At 67.2% G+C, this 19,280-nt stretch carries 19 protein-coding genes; 9 read left to right on the top strand and 10 right to left on the bottom strand.

What is annotated here, in order from left to right:
• Together AC07WJ_RS26680 and AC07WJ_RS26675 are read right to left on the bottom strand one after the other, a co-directional pair.
• Entirely contained in the window at positions 1-1,059 is a 1,059-nt protein-coding gene (locus AC07WJ_RS26680) for an ABC transporter ATP-binding protein (protein ID WP_494937719.1), read from the bottom strand.
• A gap of 43 nt (positions 1,060-1,102) precedes the next feature.
• Positions 1,103-2,146 carry an ABC transporter substrate-binding protein gene (locus AC07WJ_RS26675; protein WP_494937718.1) on the bottom strand — a complete coding sequence of 348 codons (1,044 nt, stop codon included), beginning with the start codon at positions 2,144-2,146 and terminating at the stop codon, positions 1,103-1,105.
• 103 nt (positions 2,147-2,249) lie between these two features.
• Between AC07WJ_RS26675 and AC07WJ_RS26670 the strand changes: the two genes are divergently transcribed.
• Positions 2,250-3,278: a GlxA family transcriptional regulator gene (locus tag AC07WJ_RS26670; protein ID WP_494937717.1), complete on the top strand. Its 1,029-nt coding sequence runs from the start codon at positions 2,250-2,252 to the stop codon at positions 3,276-3,278.
• A gap of 95 nt (positions 3,279-3,373) precedes the next feature.
• Here the strand turns inward: AC07WJ_RS26670 and AC07WJ_RS26665 are convergent, their stop codons facing one another.
• Positions 3,374-3,877, bottom strand: coding sequence for an Hsp20/alpha crystallin family protein (locus AC07WJ_RS26665; RefSeq protein WP_494937716.1), 504 nt, complete (start codon positions 3,875-3,877; stop codon positions 3,374-3,376).
• A gap of 429 nt (positions 3,878-4,306) precedes the next feature.
• On the opposite strand from AC07WJ_RS26665, the gene groL reads away from it, so the two are divergent.
• Both groL and AC07WJ_RS26655 read left to right on the top strand, forming a co-directional pair.
• On the top strand, positions 4,307-5,953 hold the full coding sequence (gene groL, locus AC07WJ_RS26660; RefSeq protein ID WP_494937715.1) for a chaperonin GroEL: 1,647 nt from the start codon (positions 4,307-4,309) through the stop codon (positions 5,951-5,953).
• 171 nt (positions 5,954-6,124) lie between these two features.
• A complete protein-coding gene (locus tag AC07WJ_RS26655; protein ID WP_494937714.1) occupies positions 6,125-6,502 on the top strand; it encodes a DUF930 domain-containing protein in 378 nt (125 codons plus the stop codon).
• A gap of 21 nt (positions 6,503-6,523) precedes the next feature.
• Here AC07WJ_RS26655 and AC07WJ_RS26650 read toward each other — a convergent pair whose 3' ends face one another.
• The 3 genes from AC07WJ_RS26650 to AC07WJ_RS26640 all read right to left on the bottom strand — a co-directional run bounded on the left by AC07WJ_RS26650 (position 6,524) and on the right by AC07WJ_RS26640 (position 7,699).
• Positions 6,524-7,015, bottom strand: coding sequence for a hypothetical protein (locus tag AC07WJ_RS26650; protein WP_494937713.1), 492 nt, complete (start codon positions 7,013-7,015; stop codon positions 6,524-6,526).
• A gap of 136 nt (positions 7,016-7,151) precedes the next feature.
• Positions 7,152-7,415: a DUF1127 domain-containing protein gene (locus tag AC07WJ_RS26645; protein WP_494937712.1), complete on the bottom strand. Its 264-nt coding sequence runs from the start codon at positions 7,413-7,415 to the stop codon at positions 7,152-7,154.
• 47 nt (positions 7,416-7,462) lie between these two features.
• On the bottom strand, positions 7,463-7,699 hold the full coding sequence (locus AC07WJ_RS26640) for a DUF1127 domain-containing protein (protein WP_494937711.1): 237 nt from the start codon (positions 7,697-7,699) through the stop codon (positions 7,463-7,465).
• Positions 7,700-7,806: 107 nt separating this feature from the next.
• Here AC07WJ_RS26640 and gcvA point away from each other — a divergent pair, with 107 nt between their 5' ends.
• Together gcvA and AC07WJ_RS26630 are read left to right on the top strand one after the other, a co-directional pair.
• Complete coding sequence (gcvA, locus tag AC07WJ_RS26635) at positions 7,807-8,736, top strand: transcriptional regulator GcvA (protein WP_494937710.1); 930 nt, start codon at positions 7,807-7,809, stop codon at positions 8,734-8,736.
• 154 nt (positions 8,737-8,890) lie between these two features.
• Entirely contained in the window at positions 8,891-10,006 is a 1,116-nt protein-coding gene (locus tag AC07WJ_RS26630; RefSeq protein WP_494937709.1) for a hypothetical protein, read from the top strand.
• A 141-nt stretch (positions 10,007-10,147) separates the two neighbouring features.
• Here AC07WJ_RS26630 and AC07WJ_RS26625 read toward each other — a convergent pair whose 3' ends face one another.
• Positions 10,148-11,533 (bottom strand): DUF2252 domain-containing protein, encoded by a 1,386-nt coding sequence (locus AC07WJ_RS26625; RefSeq protein WP_494937708.1) that lies wholly within the window; start codon positions 11,531-11,533, stop codon positions 10,148-10,150.
• A 149-nt stretch (positions 11,534-11,682) separates the two neighbouring features.
• Here AC07WJ_RS26625 and AC07WJ_RS26620 point away from each other — a divergent pair, with 149 nt between their 5' ends.
• Positions 11,683-12,009, top strand: a complete 327-nt coding sequence (locus tag AC07WJ_RS26620) for a DUF6665 family protein (RefSeq protein WP_494937707.1) — start codon at positions 11,683-11,685, stop codon at positions 12,007-12,009.
• A gap of 9 nt (positions 12,010-12,018) precedes the next feature.
• On the opposite strand, the gene AC07WJ_RS26615 is transcribed toward AC07WJ_RS26620, so the two are convergent.
• Both AC07WJ_RS26615 and AC07WJ_RS26610 read right to left on the bottom strand, forming a co-directional pair.
• Positions 12,019-13,128, bottom strand: coding sequence for a DUF1176 domain-containing protein (locus AC07WJ_RS26615; protein ID WP_494937706.1), 1,110 nt, complete (start codon positions 13,126-13,128; stop codon positions 12,019-12,021).
• Between the two features lie 172 nt (positions 13,129-13,300).
• Complete coding sequence (locus tag AC07WJ_RS26610; protein ID WP_494937705.1) at positions 13,301-14,224, bottom strand: LytTR family DNA-binding domain-containing protein; 924 nt, start codon at positions 14,222-14,224, stop codon at positions 13,301-13,303.
• 125 nt (positions 14,225-14,349) lie between these two features.
• On the opposite strand from AC07WJ_RS26610, the gene AC07WJ_RS26605 reads away from it, so the two are divergent.
• A complete protein-coding gene (locus AC07WJ_RS26605) occupies positions 14,350-15,585 on the top strand; it encodes an acyltransferase family protein (protein ID WP_494937704.1) in 1,236 nt (411 codons plus the stop codon).
• A gap of 122 nt (positions 15,586-15,707) precedes the next feature.
• Positions 15,708-16,445: a class I SAM-dependent methyltransferase gene (locus tag AC07WJ_RS26600; RefSeq protein ID WP_494937703.1), complete on the top strand. Its 738-nt coding sequence runs from the start codon at positions 15,708-15,710 to the stop codon at positions 16,443-16,445.
• Positions 16,446-16,493: 48 nt separating this feature from the next.
• Here the strand turns inward: AC07WJ_RS26600 and AC07WJ_RS26595 are convergent, their stop codons facing one another.
• Positions 16,494-17,348 (bottom strand): IclR family transcriptional regulator, encoded by an 855-nt coding sequence (locus AC07WJ_RS26595; protein WP_494937702.1) that lies wholly within the window; start codon positions 17,346-17,348, stop codon positions 16,494-16,496.
• A gap of 232 nt (positions 17,349-17,580) precedes the next feature.
• Here AC07WJ_RS26595 and AC07WJ_RS26590 point away from each other — a divergent pair, with 232 nt between their 5' ends.
• Entirely contained in the window at positions 17,581-19,215 is a 1,635-nt protein-coding gene (locus AC07WJ_RS26590; protein ID WP_494937701.1) for an MFS transporter, read from the top strand.
• The last annotated feature ends 65 nt before the right edge of the window (positions 19,216-19,280 follow it).

The raw sequence follows: 19,280 nt of genomic DNA, 5'->3' as shown, positions 1-19,280 counted from the left end.
TCACCCCGCGATCAGGTGCAGGTCGTCGGGACGGAAGCCGACGAAGACATTGGCGCCCTCCACCACATGTGAGGGCACGGTGCCGCTCAGGCGGCAGGCGAGCGGGACATCGCCGCTCCGCAGCGTGACCAGGACGTGGCTGCCGATATGGATGACGTCCTCGACCACCGCCGGAACGGTCGAGAGGCCGTCCGCCTGCGCGTCCTTCAGGAGGACGATCGCCTCGGGTCGCAATACCGCGACGGGTTCGCCGCCGGTCGGGGCGCTTCGGCCGGTGAGCCTGACGGCCCCGAGCGCGAGTTCCACCTGTCCGTCGGCAAGCGCCGTGCAGGGCAGCAGGTTGGCATCGCCGATGAAGTCGGCGACGAAGCGGGTCCGGGGCGCCTGGTAGATGTCCTGCCCGCGGCCGATCTGCTCGATCCGGCCGCGATTCATGACGACGACGCGGTCGGCCATGGTCAGGGCCTCCTCCTGGTCGTGCGTCACGAAGACGAAGGCGATGCCGAGCTTTTCCTGGAGATGCTTGAGCTCGATCTGCACGCGTTTGCGCAGCTTCAGGTCGAGCGCGCTCAACGGCTCGTCCAGCAGCAGGAGCTTGGGCTTGTTGACGATGGCGCGGGCGAGCGCGACACGCTGCTGCTGGCCACCGGAGAGTTCCGCGGGATAGCGCTCGCCGAAACCCGCGAGCCCGACCAGCGCCAAAGCCTCCGTGGCCATGTCGCGCGCCTCGGCCCGGGCCGTGCCCCCGCGTCGGGGCCCATAGGCGACATTGTCGGTCACGCTCATATGCGGGAACAGCGCATAGTTCTGGAACACGGTGTTGAGCGGGCGCCGATAGGGCGGCAGACCGGTGACGTCCTCGCCGGCGATGCGGATCGCGCCGGCTTCGGGTGCCAGGAAGCCGGCAATGCAGCGCAGCAGCGTGGTCTTGCCGCAACCCGACGGGCCGAGCAGGGCGATAAACTCGCCCTGTGCGACGTCGAGCGCGATGTCGGTCAGCGCCGGCTGCGCGCCGAACCGCTTGGACAGGCCGCTGATCTGGAGCAAGGGCGCGTTCATGGCAGTCCAATCAGGAGAGGAGGGCGCTTGAAAAAGGCCGCGCTTATCGGCGTGCGATTTCGCGGTTCCACAGGTCGACGATCCTGGCGCGCTCGGCATTGATCATCGTCCAGTCGAACAGCTGGAGGTCCTTCACCGAACCTCGCTCGCCCCAGGGCAGCTTGCGCGCGGTCTCCGGCTTGACCGAGACCCCCCCGACCGAGGGGCCGAGATAGAGCTTGTCGGCAAGGCCGGCGGCGGCCTGGACCGTCAGCGCGTAATCGATGAATTTTTGTGCCGCATCCTTTTTCTGGGTGCCCTTGACCAGGTGCAGCCGGGCGTCGGTCGCCCAGACGCCTTCCTTCGGCACGACGAAGCCGATCGGCAGGCCCTTGTCCGCGAGATCCCAGGCGCCGACATTAAAATGCGCGCCGATGATCGCCTCGCCGCTCTGATAGGCATTGGTCGCCGCACCCGAGGAATCGAAGAACAGGGCCGCCTTGAGCTCCCGGATCTTCTTGAAGGTCGCCGTCAGGTCGCCGGCCGGCGCACCCCAGATCTTCGACAGGAACATCAGGAAGGGCACGCCCGACGAATTCGACGGCGATGGGATCGTCACCGCGTCTTCGAACTCCTTCTTCCAGAGGTCGTTCCAGGAGGTCGGCACCTCCCGTACCTTCTGGGTGTTGTAGGTGAGGCCAAGTGAATAATAGCCGGTGCCGACGGCATAGGCATTGGCGCCGGACCGGTAGATCGCCTCCGGCGCGACATTGGCGAGGTTGCGGATCGCAGCGGGGTCGAGGCCGTCGGTGACATCGGCGGCCAGCGCCAGCTCGCTGATGCCGCCATCCATCCAGGCGACGTCGATGGTCGGGGCCGCCTTCTGCTGCTGCAGCTTGGCGAGCGTCACCGTCGATGTGCCGATTTCGGCATTGACGGCGATACCGGTCGCCTTGGTGAAGGGCTCGGCGACGCAGGTGCGGAAGGCATCGCCCCAATTGCCGCCATACCAGGCAACGGTGATCGCGGCCGGCTGCTGGGCCAGGGCCGGCGCCGCCAGGGTGCTGGCGGCCAGGCCCTGCAAGACCAGGCGTCTGGATAGGGTCATGGTGGTTCTCCTCTGTCGGCCCTTTGGCCTTGTTCCCGTCACCATCACCCCCGGCGTCGATTTCCACTAGAATGAACGAGCCCGAAAGTAGAATAATCCCGACATGACGGAGATGATGGATACGGTGCTCAAAGGGACTGGCGACGCCGAGACGGCACCGGCCGGCACCGCGCGGCCGCTGCTGCGCATTGGCTTCATCGTGCTCGATCAGTTCACGCTGGCTGCCTTCTCAGGGCTCATCGACGCGCTCAGACTGGCGGCCGATCATGGTGGCCGAAGCCGGCAGGTCCATGTCGCCTGGAGCGTCATGAGCGTCGGCGGCGGCCCGCGGAATTCCAGCTGCGGCGTCTCGCTCACGCCCAATGCCGATCTCACCAACCCTGGCGAATTCGATTATCTCGCGGTCTGCGGCGGCAACGACTATCTCAACGATCGCCCATCGGCGACCTTGCTCGACTATCTCAGGGCGGCGGCGCGCCGGGGCGTCCGCCTGCTCGGTATCTGCACGGGCACTTTCGTGATCGCCAAGGCGGGGCTCGTCGGCGACCGGCGGGTCTGCATCCACTGGAACGTGCTGGACGCTTTCAACGAGCGCTTTCCGCGCCTCAACGCCGCCGTCGACCGGCTGTTCATCGACGAGGGGGACCTGATCACCTGCGCCGGCTCGACGGCCGCCATCGACCTCGGGCTCTATCTGATCGCCCGGCACTGCGGGCGCGACAAGGCGCAGCAGGCGATGCGTCACATGATGTTGCAGGACATCCGTCCTGGCGGCGTGCCGCAACCGCATTTCTACGCCCAGCTGGACGGCATTTCCGACGTTCGGATCCGCCAGGCCGCCCAGTTCATCGAGCAGCGGCTGGACAATCCGCCACCGGTCGCGGCGATCGCCCGGTATGTCGGCGTCAGCGCGCGCCAGCTCGAGCGCCTGTTCCACACCTGGCTGGGCGTTGGACCCGCGGCCTTCCAGCGTCGGCTGCGCCTGGAATATGGCCGCTGGCTGCTGGCCAACAGCAAGCGCAAGATCACCGACATCGCGATCGACGCCGGCTTTGCCGACAGCGCCCATTTCGCCCGCGATTTCAAACAGGCCTTCGGCTGTTCGCCGAGCCGGTTTCGCCAGGCGGCATAACCGGCTGGTTCATCCCCTCGGCCGGCCGGAGCGCCGCGGGGGTGAGCGGCTGGAGCGTCATGGCGAGCGCCGGTTTCGGCACCGCGCGCCGGCAATCACTTGTCGTTGATCACGATCCGCCGGGCGCTGGCGGCGGCCCGCTCGCTCCGCGGCAGGATCACGGTGAGCACGCCGTTCCTGAAACGGGCCTTGACCTTGTCTTCGTCGACCTCGCCGACCGGAATGCGCCGCTCGAAGCGGCCATAGAGGCGCTCGGTGAATTGGCGCTCTCCGTCCTCGGTCTCCGCGCGCTTCTCGCCGCGCAGCGTCAGCATGCCATCCTGCAGCAGGACCTCGACATCGCCGGTATCGAGACCTGGCACCTCGGCCGTGACGCGAACCTCCTTCGCCGTTTCCGAAACCTGGACGCTCGGCCAGCCGCCGGCCCAATGGGCGGTGTGTGCCACCGGTATCGGCAGGTCGAGGCCGTGGAAGAGATCGTCGAAGAGCCGGTTGATGTCGCGGTGCAGCGCCAGAAACGGGGCCTGATCGGCTTCGCGGAAGCTGGCCTGGGCCGGATTGTGGGGGCGGCCCCAAGGCATGACGTCTCGAACACCCATGGACTTCTCCTCTTGTCTTCACCTCCTGGATCGGCCGTCGCCAGGGGGCGTTCGGCGGCCACAGGTCTCGCTGTTTCGACCGGATGGAGCATCGGACGCCGGGCGGGCCGTATCCATCGACTTCGGGGCAGGTTCCAGCCGTTTCAAGGGCCCGCGAGCCATCAGCCGCGCTTTTTTTCGGGATTCGGCGCGTCAATCTCGGGCCACGATCTTGAACGGCAAATTTCGGCTCCCCACGTCGATGCGCAAGCCTGGGCGCCGCGCCGGCGCGCAGGCCTCTCGTGACACCAATCGTCGCGCCAGGTCCGCATTGCCGCAACCATCGCTGTTCCGCATCGGGCCCGGCGCCGCCGGGCGCCTGGACATGCCCGGACAGGCGGACTGATCCCGCCGGCAAAGCCGGGCGTCATCGCTAGGGAGTGAGAAGCCATGGCCGCCAAGGAATTGAAGTTCGCCCAGGATGCGCGTGCGAGAATGCTGCGCGGCGTCTACGTCCTTGCCGAGGCGGTCAAGATCACGCTCGGCCCCAAGGGCCGCAACGTGGTGATCGAGAAGTCTTTCGGCGCGCCGCGCATCACCAAGGACGGCGTCACCGTGGCCAAGGAGATCGAGCTCGTCGACAGGTTCGAGAACATGGGCGCGCAAATGGTTCGCGAGGTCGCCTCGAAGACCAGCGACACGGCCGGCGACGGCACCACGACGGCCACCGTGCTCGCCCAGGCGATCGTCAAGGAGGGGGCCAAGTCGGTGGCCGCCGGCATGAACCCGATGGACCTGAAGCGCGGCATCGACCTGGCGGTCGAGGCGGTCGTCGCCGACCTGAAGCGCCATGCCCGCAAGATCAAGTCGAATGACGAGATCGCCCAGGTCGGTACGATCTCGGCCAATGGCGATCTGGAAATCGGGCGCTTCCTGGCCGATGCCATGCAGAAGGTCGGCAACGAGGGGGTGATCACCGTCGAGGAGGCCAAGAGCCTGACCTCGGAACTCGAAGTGGTCGAGGGCATGGCCTTCGACCGGGGTTACGTCTCGCCCTATTTCGTCACCAATGCCGAGAAGATGCGGGCCGAGCTGGAGGACGCCTATGTCCTGATCCACGAAAAGAAGCTTATAGGCCTGCAGGCCATGCTGCCGCTGCTCGAAGCCGTCGTTCAGTCCGGCAAGCCGCTGCTGATCATTGCCGAAGACGTCGAGGGCGAGGTGCTGGCGACCCTCGTGGTCAACAAGCTGCGGGCAGGCTTGCGCGTCGTCGCGGTCAAGGCCCCGGGCTTCGGCGATCGCCGCAGGGCGATGATGGAAGATATCGCCGCGCTCACCGGCGGCGCACTGGTCAGCGAGGATGTTGGCATCAAGCTCGACAACGTCACCCTGGCCATGCTGGGCCGTGCCAAGAAGGTGGTCGTGGAAAAGGACGCGACCACCCTTGTCGGCGGCGCGGGCGCGCGAAAGGATATCGATGGCCGGATCGCGCAGATCCGCCTGCAGATCGACGAGGCGACGTCGAGTTACGACAAGGAGAAGCTGCAGGAGCGGCTGGCCAAGCTCGCCGGCGGCGTCGCGGTCATCCGGGTCGGCGGTTCCACCGAAGTCGAGGTCAAGGAGCGCAAGGACCGGGTCGACGACGCCTTGCATGCGACGCGCGCGGCGGTCGAGGAAGGCATTCTTCCCGGCGGCGGGGTCGCGCTGCTGCGCTCGCTCAGGGCGCTCGATGCTGTCAGTCCGGGCAATGACGATCAGAAAACCGGAATCGATATCGTGCGTCGGGCGCTGCAGGCGCCGGCCCGGCAGATCGCCGAGAATGCCGGTGAGGACGGATCCGTCGTCCTGGGCAAGCTGATGGCGAGGAAGGATTATAACTGGGGCTTCAACGCCGCGACCGGCGTGTATCAGGACCTGATCGCGGCCGGCGTGATCGATCCGGCCAAGGTGGTGCGCACCGCGCTGCAGGATGCGGCCTCCATCGCCAGCCTGATGATCACGACCGAGGCGCTCATCGCCGACCTGCCGAAGTCGCCTAACGCGGGCGCCGGCGGCGCACAGGGCATGGGCGGCGGCATGGGCGACATGGGTTTCTGACGGCCTTCAATCGGATGGGCCGGCCAGGCCGGCCTGCACGGGCTTGCACGGCATGCATGCGGCGCGGCCCTCCCAGCCGGGCCGTCGGGCTGCCTGCCTTGCTGGCGCCCAGATCCGGCTGTTAGAAGCCGGCCGTCGCAACGTAAGGAATCGTTCAGCATGAAGGCATGCGTGCTTGGGGTCATCGGGACCGGTCTGGCGCTGTCGAGCGCCATGGGCGCGGATGCGCGGCTCGAGGCCTCGCTTCGCCGCCTGGAGCCGGAGACACGGCTGGAGCAGGTTTGCGACATCGCCGTCATGCAGCGGATCAAGGACGACACGAGTCCCTACCGGCCGGACAAGGTGCTGGCGGGGGCGATCTCCGAGCCGCGCCGCTCGGGCGATTCGCTGGACACCGAGGGCGCCGCGTTCCGTAGCGGCGGCCACTGGTATCGCCTGACGTTCGAATGCCAGGCGACACCGGACCGCATGCGCGTCCTGTCGCTGAACTACGCGATCGGCGATCAGATTCCGGAACGCGACTGGGAGGACTACGGCCTCTATCCCTGACAGCGGCCGGCCCCGGCGATCCTATTCGACCTTGGTCAGGCTCTGCAGGATGGCGTTGAGCTGGGTGGCATAGGTCTTTTCGCCTTCCTTCGAGCCCCAGTAGCTCAGGATCAGCACGGTCGAGGGATTGACGATGAGAATGCCGACGCTGATTTCGGCCTGCTCGCCGTCCGAGTCCTTGCCGCTGAAGCCGAGAAAGATGGTCGGCATGCCATTGACGGTCATCGTCTGCTGGCGCTGCGTCGCCGGGTCGATCTCGACGCCTTGCGAGACCAGATAGGCGAGTGCCTGTTTGGTCGAGTCCTCGACATTGGTGACGCTGGCAATGGTCACGGCGACATAGATTTCATCGTCGTCGGTGGTCGCTTCGACACCGCGTTCGGTGACGTTGGGCGACCAGGCATCGGGAAGTTCGACCGTGGCGACGACAGGCGCGCCGAGCTGGTAGCTTTTGGCTTCGGCGGCTGCCGGCAACAGCAGGGCAAGAGCCGCGGCGAGGATCAAGCGATACATGAAAAGGCCCTCCGATCATGGATCGCAGGGCCTTGCCACGAGTTGTCGGGACTGTCGTCGCATTCTGCGCAAGAACGGCCGATTTCGGCGCGCGCGGCAAACTATTTTCCGCGGCGCGCCGGAGGGCCGGCCGGCATCATTGCAGCGACACGAGATTGGCGATCAGGCCACCCTTGACCTCGATCACCGGCCGGGACCGGCAGACGGCCGCGCGGTCGATGCCGGCATCGGCCAATTGGCGAGCCGACAATTCGGCGACGGCCCGCCGGGTCCTGACACGTTCGATGGACCATTCGCCAATGGCGAAGAAATGCACCATGCGGTCGACAAGGGCCTGGAACGGTGAGGCGTCGGTCGTGGCGAAGCGGGGCTGGGCGGGCAGGCAAGCGGAGCTGGACATGGCGGAGCAACTTTCGACGATGGGGCGCGGTGACGCGGACTGGTCGATCAGAACGAGGCTATGGGGTTCACCGCCCCGACCTTGGCATTGACGGCTTCGACATCGGCACGCGACAAGCCGAGATCGGCAAGCGCGCGGTCATCCAGGCCGTAGAGCGAACGCGCGCTGGCGCGGGCGGAAAACCAGGCCTCCACGCGCAGTACCAGCGCCAGCAGGCGGCTCTCGCCGGCGGGAGCGGCGACATGTCGGTGGAGAAGGTCGTCTGTGGCACATCCGATGGTCATGATCGTCATCCCTGATGTCATATTTCCTATATGGACGTTGCTCCTGGCCTGGGTTCGAAGCAAATGACATGTTCTACGCCTCCGCCCAAGAAAAGCTTGGCCATCCGATGACCCGACGCCACTTGCCACCCCTCACCGCGCTGCGCGTTTTCGAGGCCGCCGCCCGTCATCTCAATTTCGAAAGGGCCGGCGACGAACTCGCCGTCACAGCCAGCGCCGTCGGCCAGCAGGTGCGGACCCTCGAAGCCTGGCTGAAGCGTCCGCTCTTCGTGCGGCTGCCGAGCAAGGGCGTTGCCTTGACCGCGATGGGCGAGCGCTACGCCGCCTCGGTCTCGCAACTGCTCGATCAGTTGAACGAGGCCACCATCAGGGCCTTGCGGCCGGATGCCTCGAATGTGCTGACGGTCAGCACCTTGCCGAGCCTCGCCACCAGCTGGCTGATCCCTCGGCTCGGCGGCTTCAAGGCGCGCCATCCCGAATTCGAGGTTCGCATCTCCGTGTCCCATGGCTTGGCCGATTTCATCAGCGACGACGTCGATGTCGGCATACGCTCAGGCCGCGGGGTCTATCCGGGCTTGAGAAGCGATCTGCTGATGGAGGAGAATTTCTTTCCGGTCTGCAGCGCGGCGCTGCTCAACGATCCCGCCCGGCCGCTGCGCGAGCCGGCCGATCTGCGCCATCATACGCTGTTGCAGGAAATCCCCGAAGGGGAGCCTGATCGTGTCACCTGGCCACGCTGGCTCGAACTCCTTGGTGTCGAAGGCGTCGACGGCAGCCGCGGACCGCAATTCTCCCATACCTTCCTGTCCCTGCAGGCCGCAGCCTCGGGGCAGGGGGTGGCCATGGCGACCAGCGTGCTGATCGGCGACTATCTCGACGCCGGACGGCTGGTGCGGCCGTTTCCGCAGCAGGTGCGTGGGCCTTACCAATATTATGTGGTCTGCCTGGAAGCCTCGGCCATGCGGCCGGCCATCCGTGCCTTCCGCGAATGGCTGCTGGACGAGGCGGCGGCGCATCTGGCGCAGGTGGGGACCTGACGCAGGCGCAGGCATGAACTGTTTCGGTTTGATGTGACGAGGCCTGGTCCGCACGGCGACCGGCGGAAATGACCGGTTGCGATCAAGGCGCCGGAGCGGGCGATCGGCTTTGCCGGCTCCGCGCCCTCGAACGCTGAAACAGGCCCGCATCAGAATGCCGTCATCGACTATCGGATCGGGGCGCCTCGCCGGCGCCTGCCTCGCCATTCTCCTGACACTCCAGCCCGCGCTTGCGTCCGACGGCCTTGACCGGCTCGCCGGCGTTCTGGCCGACGCGCCGGCGCCGGCCAGCCAGCCGACGGCCTTCGACTTCGTCGATCCGCGCCTGGTCGCGGTGCCACAGCAGGGCATCTCGGGCTCGATCGCCCTCAATCGTCTTCTCAGCGGCTTCGTCCGTCCGGACGAAGCGCGTGCGCTGACCGGCGTCGACTTCAAGGCCCTGACGGGTGTTCTCGTCATCGACGGCGCGACGACCGAGGTCATCGCCGTCACCGGTCCGGACGGCTTCGCCAGCGGCTTGCCGGCGGCGCTCGCCGCGCGCGGTTTTCAGCGTCATGACCGTCCGGCGGGCCAGGCCTTCGCCTTTGGCGCCGACGGCACCATCGATCCGGGCCCGACGCCGGATCCGTTCCGGCTGCGACCCTGGGCCGCTCAGCGCCTGGCGCTTTCCGGAAGCGTGCTCGTCTGGGCGGCGAACTGGGCGGGGTTCGACGCGGCGGCGGGCAATCTCGCCCAGCCGGTCAGGCCCCGCATCGCGGCATTCAGGTCCCTGAACCAGGTGGCTGCCACGGCGGGCGGCGGCCGGAGCGATCTCATGGCCGGCTTCGGCCTCGATGTCGAGCGCTTCGCTTTGCCGGCCCGCCCACTGCCGGACGCGGCATCGGCGCTATCGGGCGCCCTGGAGCTGCACCCGCCGCTGCGGATGGTCATGCCGCCATGGACCTATGCCCTGGTCGGTGTGGTCAGGCGCGGTGGGCAGGAACGGATCGTCGTGGCGCTCCACTATGAGGGCCCGCCGGGGGAGGCCAGGCTGGGCCTTGCCACGGTCGCCACGCGGCTGGTCGCCTGGAAGCCCGAAATGACCGTGCCGATCGAGGGATTGCCCTTGAGCGCGGTGGAGCGGCACGTCGTTCCAGCCGGCAGGGCAACGGTCGGCCTGTGGAGCGCCGTGGTGAATGACGGCGCACCCGGCGCCGCGTTGAAACTCCTGGCGCGCTGGCGGCAATCGATCTGGCTGTCCGATTTCGCGGCGCTCAACCTGATGGAATGACCCGGTAGCGATGGCGCTCCGCCGGAATCAAGATCGCAGGGACATCGCGCAAGCCCCTGATAGGACGAGACGATCCGATTGCAGGGCGAGCCCGTCGCCGGTGTCGGCCGGCCGTGGCCAAGCCTTCGCCCGGCTGCGAGGCTAGCCGCGTGAACGCCGCTTCGGCTTCGCCCGATCCTGCGTTACGGTGGCGTGATCGGCGACCGTCTGGTGGGCATAGCTCAGCGCGAATGAGGCAAGGGCGTCGTCGAGGGCGCCGGATTTGCCAATATAGCCGCTGATCGCGGCAGGGTCGCCCGAGCGGGCATGGGCGCGCGCAAGCGTCCGGCCGCAGAGCGAGGCATATTCGACGAGCGCATTGCCTTCCATGACCTCGCCGATCGAGCCGAGCCGGCGGTTCTTCAATTGCCGGACATAGTAATATCTGTTGGCCTTGCGGTCCTCGACCCAGCCGAGAAAGGCGTCGCTCGCGGCCTGCATGACCCGTTGGCCCTCGACGACCCGGCTGCCCTGATGGGCGACACGCTTGCCGCCGGGACGCAGCCGCTCCAGGACCGAGGTCTGAGCTTCCTTGATCTGCAGGAACATGGGCTCGTCGTCGCCGGTCAGATAGAGACCGATGGCGCAGAACGTGCCGACGCTGCCGACGCCGACGACCTTGAAGGCGACGTCCTCCAGGTGGAAGCGGTCCAGCAGCACCCGCCGTTCGGGCGGCAGGGCGGCCTGATAGGCCACCAGCGTGGCACGCGCATTGACCGCATCATGGCCGTTGCCGGCCTCATCGAGATGGTAGATCAGCGGCGGCCGGTCCTCGATCCTGCAGACGCCGTTCTTGGTCTTGGCCAGATGCGGGAAATTGTCGTCGAGCGACAGCGTCTTCTTGGCTTTGACGAGGGTGGCGAGGATCTGTTCCCGCAGCTTGGCATCGGCGATCCGCTCGGCTTCGCGGGCGAGATCCATGCGGATGTGCCAGATGGCGAGCGGCGGGAGACCGGCCAGCTCGCGCATGAATTCGCGATAGGCGCGCGCGGTGGTGGCCGCGAAGGTCCTGGCCTTCTTTTCGGAATGGCCGGCATCGAGCGCCGCGACGGCGATGCTCGCGACGAGACGCTTCAGGTCGACGATGAAGTCGACACCCGGCAGGGTCTCGTCGAAGTCATTGATGTCGAAAAGGATGCGGCCCTCGGGCGTGCCGAACGCGCCGAAATTCATGAGATGGCAATCGCCGCAGGCCTGCACGGGAAGGCCGATGGCCGGCATGGCCGCGAGGTCGGTCGCCATGATCGCCGCAGCGCCGCGCAGGAAGGTGAAGGGCGAGGCCAGCATGCGCTCGTAGCGGATCGGAACCAGGCTGGCGATCCGGCTCGAATCGGATTCCGCCAGGATGGCCGTGGGATTGCGACCCGGCGCGGGCGCGAAATCGGCATGGCTTTCGCGCGGAACCGCCGCGCGCAGCGTCTTGCCGGCCTCCGCGCGTTCGGTGCGTGACGGCAGGCGGGCGGTCTTGTGCGACGTCGAAGCTGGCATGGTGGGTACATCCGAAAGTAGAGCCAAAGGTAACGACAACATGCTTGCAGATGAGTGACGCGCGCACCTGTGCTGCCTGTCAAGCCAGGGACTTGCCAGCGGTGCCGGCTGCTGGTTGGCTGGCATGGTCAATTGAAGGGGAGTGGCCCTTGGTCTCGTTTTCGCCGCGCAGCCGGTTGTCCCAGCGCTCGATGGACGCGGTGGATACGGCGCTTGCCCATGAGATCATCGCCGAGCAGGCTTCCTCGCTCGGTCGCGCCGGGCGTGCGGTCGCCGCGAGCCTGGAAGCGCTCGCGGCTTTCGGCGGTGATGGCCCCGACCGCGCCGGGCGGGTTCAGGCGGCGGCCGACGCCGTGTTCTGCTATTTCGTCCAGCGCGAGCTCTGCGGTTTTCGCCGGCATGACGATGCCATCAGGGATTACGGCATTCCGCGCGAGGTGCTGGTGCGGGTCGGCGCCTCGGCGCCGCCGCCCTGAGCCTGGATCCTAGCGCGCGCCCGTACGCCACAGCGTGATCCAGTCCTCCGGGGCCACACCCTTGCAGGCGGGCATGGTGGCATAGCTGCTCAGGCGGAACGCGCGCCCGGTCCAGACCCAGCTCGCGGCCGTGCCGCAATCGCCGGCGCCCCGGTCCTTGTGCAGGGAAGAAAGGGTGGCGGCGGACATTTCCTCCAGGCCGCTGGCGCTGGTCAGGGCCTGGATCGGCCGGCCCATGCGCCCGGTTTCGGCGTCGAGGGTCTCGAAATCGACCCGGCTCGCATTGGCGGGCTGGGTATCGGAGCCGAGATAGAACATCGATCCCGATTGGGACGCGGCGCGCCAGCAACCGATTTCGTAGAGCAGCGTGCTGTTCGACAGGCGGATGACGCGGGTCGACGGCGCCCGGGTGCCCAGGTCGCAGTCCTCGTCCCTGGTTTCGCGGATATGCCGCTGGATCAGCGCGCGGGGCACGGCGGCAGGCGCCGCCCGGGTCGGGTTCGGCACCACCACGGCCAGTACCGGCACGGCCGGCGCGGCCGGCACGGCGGAAGCCGACTTGGTGCCTCTGACCAGCAATGCCGTGACGGTGTCCTGGCGGCCCTGCGCCTCGTCGATGAAGCGTAACGCCGCTGCCAGCCCTGCGAGCGAGACCGCAGGCGCATCGGCGGCGGGCGCCTGTTTGCCGAAACGCAGCGCGCGGCCTTGGCCCATGGCGTCGAGGGCGCGCGTCACGGCCGTCGGTTCGACGAGTTCCGAGGCTTCCGGCTTGTCGTCGGATTCCTGCTCGATGGCCCTGAACGCGGGGCCGGCGAGGGTCAGCGCCGCACCGGCATCGACACGCAGCACCAGCCCCTGGGCGTCCCCGACAGGCGCATTTTCGCGCACGAAACGCAGCGTGGCGGTCGCGCCGGGGCCAGCCGCCCGGTCGAGCACGACATAGGATCCGGCATCGGCCTCGTCGGCCATGGTGCCGATCGCCCGGCAGGCCAGCGTGTTGTCGCAGCCGACGACCCAGTTGTCGAAGGTGCGGATCCCGGTGGTGGCAAAGGCGGAATTGGCGGTGAAGCCCGCGAGCGCAAGCGTGAGGGCCGCGCGAAAAGATCTGTTGAACGGCATGGAATTCCCCGGAGCCGCCGCTTGCGCGGTCGCCCTTCATTTCGAACCTGTCCCACGTCGCCCACCCCGATCTTGCATTGACATGACGTAAGGTCAACTGCGGCACGATGTCCGCTCCGCCACGACAGCGGAGTGGCGGGGCGGGCCGCGGGACGGGCCAGCCGCGCGCCGTTCAGGGTGCCTGCACCGCCTGTTTCAGGCTCTGGCCGAGACCATAGCGGCGGCTGCCTGCGATGGTCTCGCCGGTCTCGAGCCTCAGCTCCGCATCGCCTGACGGGCGCATGTCGATGCGGGTAATGCGGGCGGGATTGACCAGCCGGGTCCGGTGCACCCGAACGATGCCGTGGGGACGCAGGCGTTCCTCCTCGGCGCGCAGCGTTCCACGGACCAGATGGCGCCGGCCGTCGGCCAGCAGATATTCGACATAGTTTCCGGCCGACTGAACCCAGATGATGGCGGCAGGGTCGATCTTGATGCTCGTTGTCCCGTCGCGCAGCCAGAAGGTCTGTGGCACCGCCGTTTGCGGCGGGGACGCTTCGGGGGGAGCCACCAGGGGCGCCGGGACCGGGTCGGTTCCGGCGGCTGTGCTTTCGGCCTTCGGCCCCCGATGGCTCCAGCTCTCGTTGAGCCAGAAGGTCGTGCCGATCAGCAGATAGGTCAGTGCGTCCTTGCGCAGCTCGTAGACGAGATTGGCGAGCGACAGGTCGAAGAGGTAGGGTCCATAACCGGCGATGCCATGGGCGATCTTGCGCAGCACGACCATGCCGGTGATGTGCAATGCGGTGAAGACCAGGATCGTGCCGGCATTGATCAGGAGGGCCCGCGCGACCGCCGTGCCGCCGCCTCTGACATGCAGGGCACCCCAGCCGATCAGTGGCGCCAGCGCGAAAACGACGACCACACTCGAAAGTTCCCAGAGCAGGATGCGTGGCAAGGAGAGGGCGCGCCCGGCGAAGCGCGCCGCGTCGTCGACCGTGGTGACGGCATTGACCACGGCCACGGCCAGCAGGACCGCCGCCAGCACGGCAAGGATCTTCCAGCGCGCGAGGCGCGCCGCCGGTTCCGGTTTCAGGGGATATCCGCTGCCGCTCGTCACGCTGTCACCACCGCCTGTCCCTGGCTGGCTCCGCTCGTCCCATCCGTCCAGCCTTTGCTCCCGCGCCCCCTGGACGGCGGCCGGCGGGGCGGGCTCGATAGGGTTGCGAAGGGATGGACATGCCGATGACCACGAGCGCACCCGATATCATGACGGAACCGACGCCAGGGCCGGACACGCGCCGGATCGATCTCGACTGGATCCGCATCGCGGCGTTCGGCCTGCTCATTCTCTACCACGTCGGCATGCTCTACGTGACCTGGGCCTTTCATGTGAAGAGTGGCCATCGGCTCGCAGCGCTCGAACCGTTCATGCTGGCGCTCAATCCCTGGCGGCTGGTGCTGCTGTTTCTCGTCTCCGGCGCGGCTACCGCCTTCATGGCCGGCCGGCTGCGGCCGGGGCGGCTCGCCGGACAGCGCTCGGCGCGCCTGCTGCCGCCGCTGATCTTCGGCATGCTCGTCGTCGTGCCGCCCCAGTCCTACCTGCAGGTGGTCGAGAATTTCGGTTATGCCGGCAGTTTCGCGGAGTTCTACCGCCAGCATTACCTGGCTTTCGCGGGACAGTTCTGTTCGGGAGCGGACGGACGGTCGTCCTGCATCGTGATGCCGACCTGGAACCACCTGTGGTTCGTGGTCTATCTCTGGGTCTATTCGATGCTGCTGTTCGGCCTGCTGGCGCTGCTGCCCGGCTTCGCCAGGCGCGCCGAGGCCGTATTGACCAGGCTGCTCGCCGGGCCTGGCCTGCTGCTCTGGCCCTGCATCGTGCTGGCGGCCTACCGGATCGTGCTGTTCCCGCGATTTCCCGAAACCCACGCCCTGTTCGGCGACTGGTATGCCCACGCGCTCTACGCCTCGGCCTTCCTGCTCGGTTTCCTGGTCGCCCGTTCGGAGGCGGTCTGGCGCGAGGTGGAGCAATGGCGCTGGCCGGCCTTGGGCGGCGCGCTGGTCGCCTACGCGCTTTATCTCGCTGCCTATCTGGCCCGCCAGCACGGCTTGTCGTCGGAGGTCCTGTCGTTCGGCCAACGGCTGGTCTATGGCGTCGACCAATGGTGCTGGATCGTCGCCGTCCTCGGCTTCGGCCGGCGCTGGCTGCCGACGCGCGACACGCGGGCGCGGCGCTATCTGACGGAAGCCGTCTTTCCCTATTACATCGTCCACCAGACCGCGATCATCATGGCCGCCCATGCGCTTCGCCACCTGGATCTGCCGGTCTGGCTCGAAGCTTCGATCATCATCCTGGCGACCGCCGCGACCTGCGCGCTGACCTATGAGATCGTCAGACGGGTTGGCTGGCTCCGGCCGCTGTTCGGCCTGAAATCGCGGCCGGCGCCGAGCGCGGACCTCGCGCCGGCGATACGATAGCCGTGGGTCGTTTCGGGCGCATGGCGGCGCCGGCATCGCCGCCTTGACGCCCGGCAGCCGGCTGGCAATGGTTCGGCCCCGACCGCAATAGCCGGGCACCACGGCCCGCAGCGAGCATGACAATGACCCAGAACATCTACGATCAGCCGGCCTTTTTCGAGGGTTACAGCCAGCTGCCGCGCTCGGTCGAGGGCCTCGCCGCCGCGCCGGAATGGCCGGCGCTGAAAGCCCTGCTGCCGGACCTCGCCGGGCGCAAGGTCCTGGATCTCGGCTGCGGCTTCGGCTGGTTTTGTCGGGCGGCCCGCGCCATCGGTGCGGCCGAGGTTCACGGCGTCGACGTGTCCGAGAACATGCTGGCCAAGGCCAGGCAAGCCACCACCGACGGCGCGATCAGCTATGCCCGGGAGGATCTGGAGCAGATCACGCTGCCGACGGCTGCCTTCGACCTGGTCTACAGCTCGCTGACGCTCCATTATCTCGAAAAGCTGGAACGGCTGATGGCCGAGGTGAGCCGGGCGCTGGTTCCCGGCGGCCGGCTGGTCTTCTCGGCGGAGCACCCGATCTATACCGCGCCCTCGGCACCGGGATGGACCGTTGATGCCGCCGGCCGCAAGGTCTGGCCGGTCGACGGCTATCTCGCCGAGGGCCCGCGCATCACCGACTGGCTCGCCAAGGGCGTGATCAAACAGCACCGGACCATCGGGACCTATCTCAACCTGCTCATTGGCCTCGGCTTTACCTTGACCCATGTCGAGGAGTGGGGGCCGACGTCGGCGCAGATCGCCGCGCAGCCGGCGCTGGCCATCGAGCGCGAACGTCCGGCTTTCCTGGTGGTGGCGGCGCAGAAAGGCGCCGGATAGAGGTGGCATCCGCCCAAAAGGGTGCCCTGAGGCGCGCGCCCGTTTCGATCAAGGCGCCCAGCCGGCGGTGGCCGAGATGGCACGGGCCTGGGCGCGCAGGGCTTCCGCGGTCGGACCCTTCAGGTCGTCGTCGAGCGTGCCGATCGGTCCCATCAGCGTGATGGCGGCGATCATGAACCCGCCTTGGTCGAAGATCGGCGCCGAGAGCGAGGTGAAATTGGCGAGCAGCGCATCGCGGCAGCGACTGATGCCGTTCTGCCGGATCGTCGTCACCATGTCCTCCACCTCGGCTCTGGCGGAGGGCGTGTCATCGGCCCTGGGGACGGCGGCATGCGACCGCTCTTCCAGCAACTCCTGGTCGAGCATCGCACTGGTGATGTCGCCGGGCAGGTGCGCCAGGAAATTGCGGCCCAGCGCCGAGCGCAGCAGGGTCAGCACGCTGCCGACGCGCAATTCGATGATCGGCCGGCTGCTGCCGCCCTCGACGCGATAGACGATGGTCGGCCCGCGATTGCCCCAGACGCCGAGAAACACGGTATGGCCGATCGTGGTGGCCAGTTCCGCCATCACCGGCCGGGCCGCGGTGAACACGTCGAACTGCTCGATCGCCGCCATGCCGAGCTTCAGGGCATAGGGCCCGAGCGCGTAGCAGCCGGTGTCGGCCTCCTGCCGGACGATGCCGACGGCCTGAAAGCTCACGAGATAATAGTGGACATTGGCAGCCGACATGCCGGTGCCGGCGGCGATCATCTTGAGCGGCACCGGGCGCCGTTCGGTGCGCAGGTAGTCGAGGATCTTGAAGCCGATCTCGATCGACTGGATGCCGCGCCGGCCGGATCGTTCCGCCTTGGGCGGTTTGGCCGCCTTTGCCTGTTTCGGTTCGGCCGCCGCACGGCCGGGCATCGACTTTTCCAAAGCCTTGCGGGCTCTGGGTTCGCGGGGCTCTGCCACTGAATATCCTTTGGAATCAAACGCTTCCGTCGCGTCTTGAGCGTGCGGGAAGTCTGGGCGCTGGCGGCCGAAAATTCAAGCTTGCGATATTTGACAATATCATATCTTTTTGACGATAGAGAATTAAGGGGCGAGCCGGAGACCCTTCGGCAGGCTCTCGAAAGGCCAGATCAGGGGAATGGCAATGGATGCGACGACGATGACGGCGACCGCCGATCACGACTTCACGCGCCGCGAGGAGCGGCAGGTCGTGCTGGCCTCGACACTCGGCACGGTGTTCGAGTGGTATGATTTCTTCATCTACGGCTCGCTCGCCGTGTTCATGAGTTCGGTGCTGTTTCCGCCCGACAACCCGACCGCGGCGCTTTTGGCCTCGCTCGGTGCGCTGGCCGCGGGTTTCGTCATCCGGCCGCTCGGCGCCATCCTGTTCGGCCGCATCGGCGATATGGTCGGCCGCAAATACACCTTCCTGATCACCATCGTGATGATGGGCGGCAGCACCGCGCTGATCGGTTTCCTGCCGAGCTATGCCTCGGTCGGCCACGCCGCCTGGATCTCGTTGCTGGTGCTGCGGCTGGTACAGGGGCTGGCGGTCGGCGGCGAATATGGCGGCGCGGTCATCTATGTCGCCGAGCATTCCCGTGCCGACCGGCGCGGCCTGCTGACCGGCTGGATCCAGATCACCTCGTCGATCGGGCTCGCGCTGTCGATCGTCGTCATCCTGGGCACGCAGGCCTTCATGACCGAGGAGGCTTTCAAGGCCTGGGGCTGGCGCCTTCCCTTCATCCTGTCGATCGCCATGCTGGCCTTCTCGATCTATGTCCGGGCCAAGCTGCATGAATCGCCGGTTTTCGCGCGCATGAAGGCCGAGCGCCGCCTGTCGAAGAACCCGGTGCGCGACACCTTCGGCCGCTGGTCCAGCCTGCGCCTCATCCTGATCGCGCTGTTCGGCGTCACCGCCGGCATGGGCGCGTCCTATTTCACCGGCCAGTTCTACGTGATGATCTTCATGCAGCAGGTGGTGAAGATCGACCTGCAGACCTCCTACATGCTGATGGCCATCGGCCTCTTGATCGGCTCGCCGAGCTTCATCTTGTTCGGCTGGCTGTCGGACCGGATCGGCCGCAAGTGGCTGATGATGGCGGGCCTGCTGCTGGCGGCGCTGTGCTACCGGCCGATGTTCGCCATGCTGATGGAGGCCGGCAACCCGCAACTGGTCGCGGTGACCCGCACGGCGCCGGTCACCGTCCACGCCGACAGCGCCAGCGATGCCTGCAGCTTCGGGCTCGCCGCCTCGCTCCTGAACACCCACGGCGACCACGCCAAGCCCTGCGTCCAGGCCAAGAAGCTGCTGATCGCCAGCGGCATCAACTTCACCTACGCCGCGCCGGTCCAAGGCCAGGCAGTGGCGATTTCGGTCCAGGGCAAGACCGTTCAAGGCTATGATGCCGCGGCCTATCGCAAGGTGCTGAGCGAGGCCGGTTACCCCGCCAAGGCCAACCCGGCGGAGGTCGCTTCCGTCAAGATCGTCCTGCTGCTGGTGATCATGACCATCGTGGTGGCGATGATCTACGGCCCGGTGGCGTCGTTCCTGGTCGAGCTGTTCCCGGCCAATATCCGCTATACCGCGCTGTCGTTCCCCTATCACATCGGCGCCGGCATTTTCGGCGGCTTCCTGCCGTTCTTCGCGACCTATCTGTCGCTGGCGGTCGGCGACGTCTTCGCGGGCCTCTGGTACCCGGTGGTCATCACCGCCGTCACCCTGGTCGTCGGCATCCTGGTTCTGCCGAACAAGCCGCAACTGACCAGGGAATTCTGAACCTGACGTTCCCATGCCACGGGCCGCCCGCCGGCGGCCCGTGGTTCCCGTCGGCGCTTCGCATT

The organism is Phreatobacter sp. GW821-FHT04C01, assembly GCF_059420385.1.
Note: the sequence above shows the minus strand (reverse complement) of the source record. Positions and strands in the feature narration are given on the sequence as shown.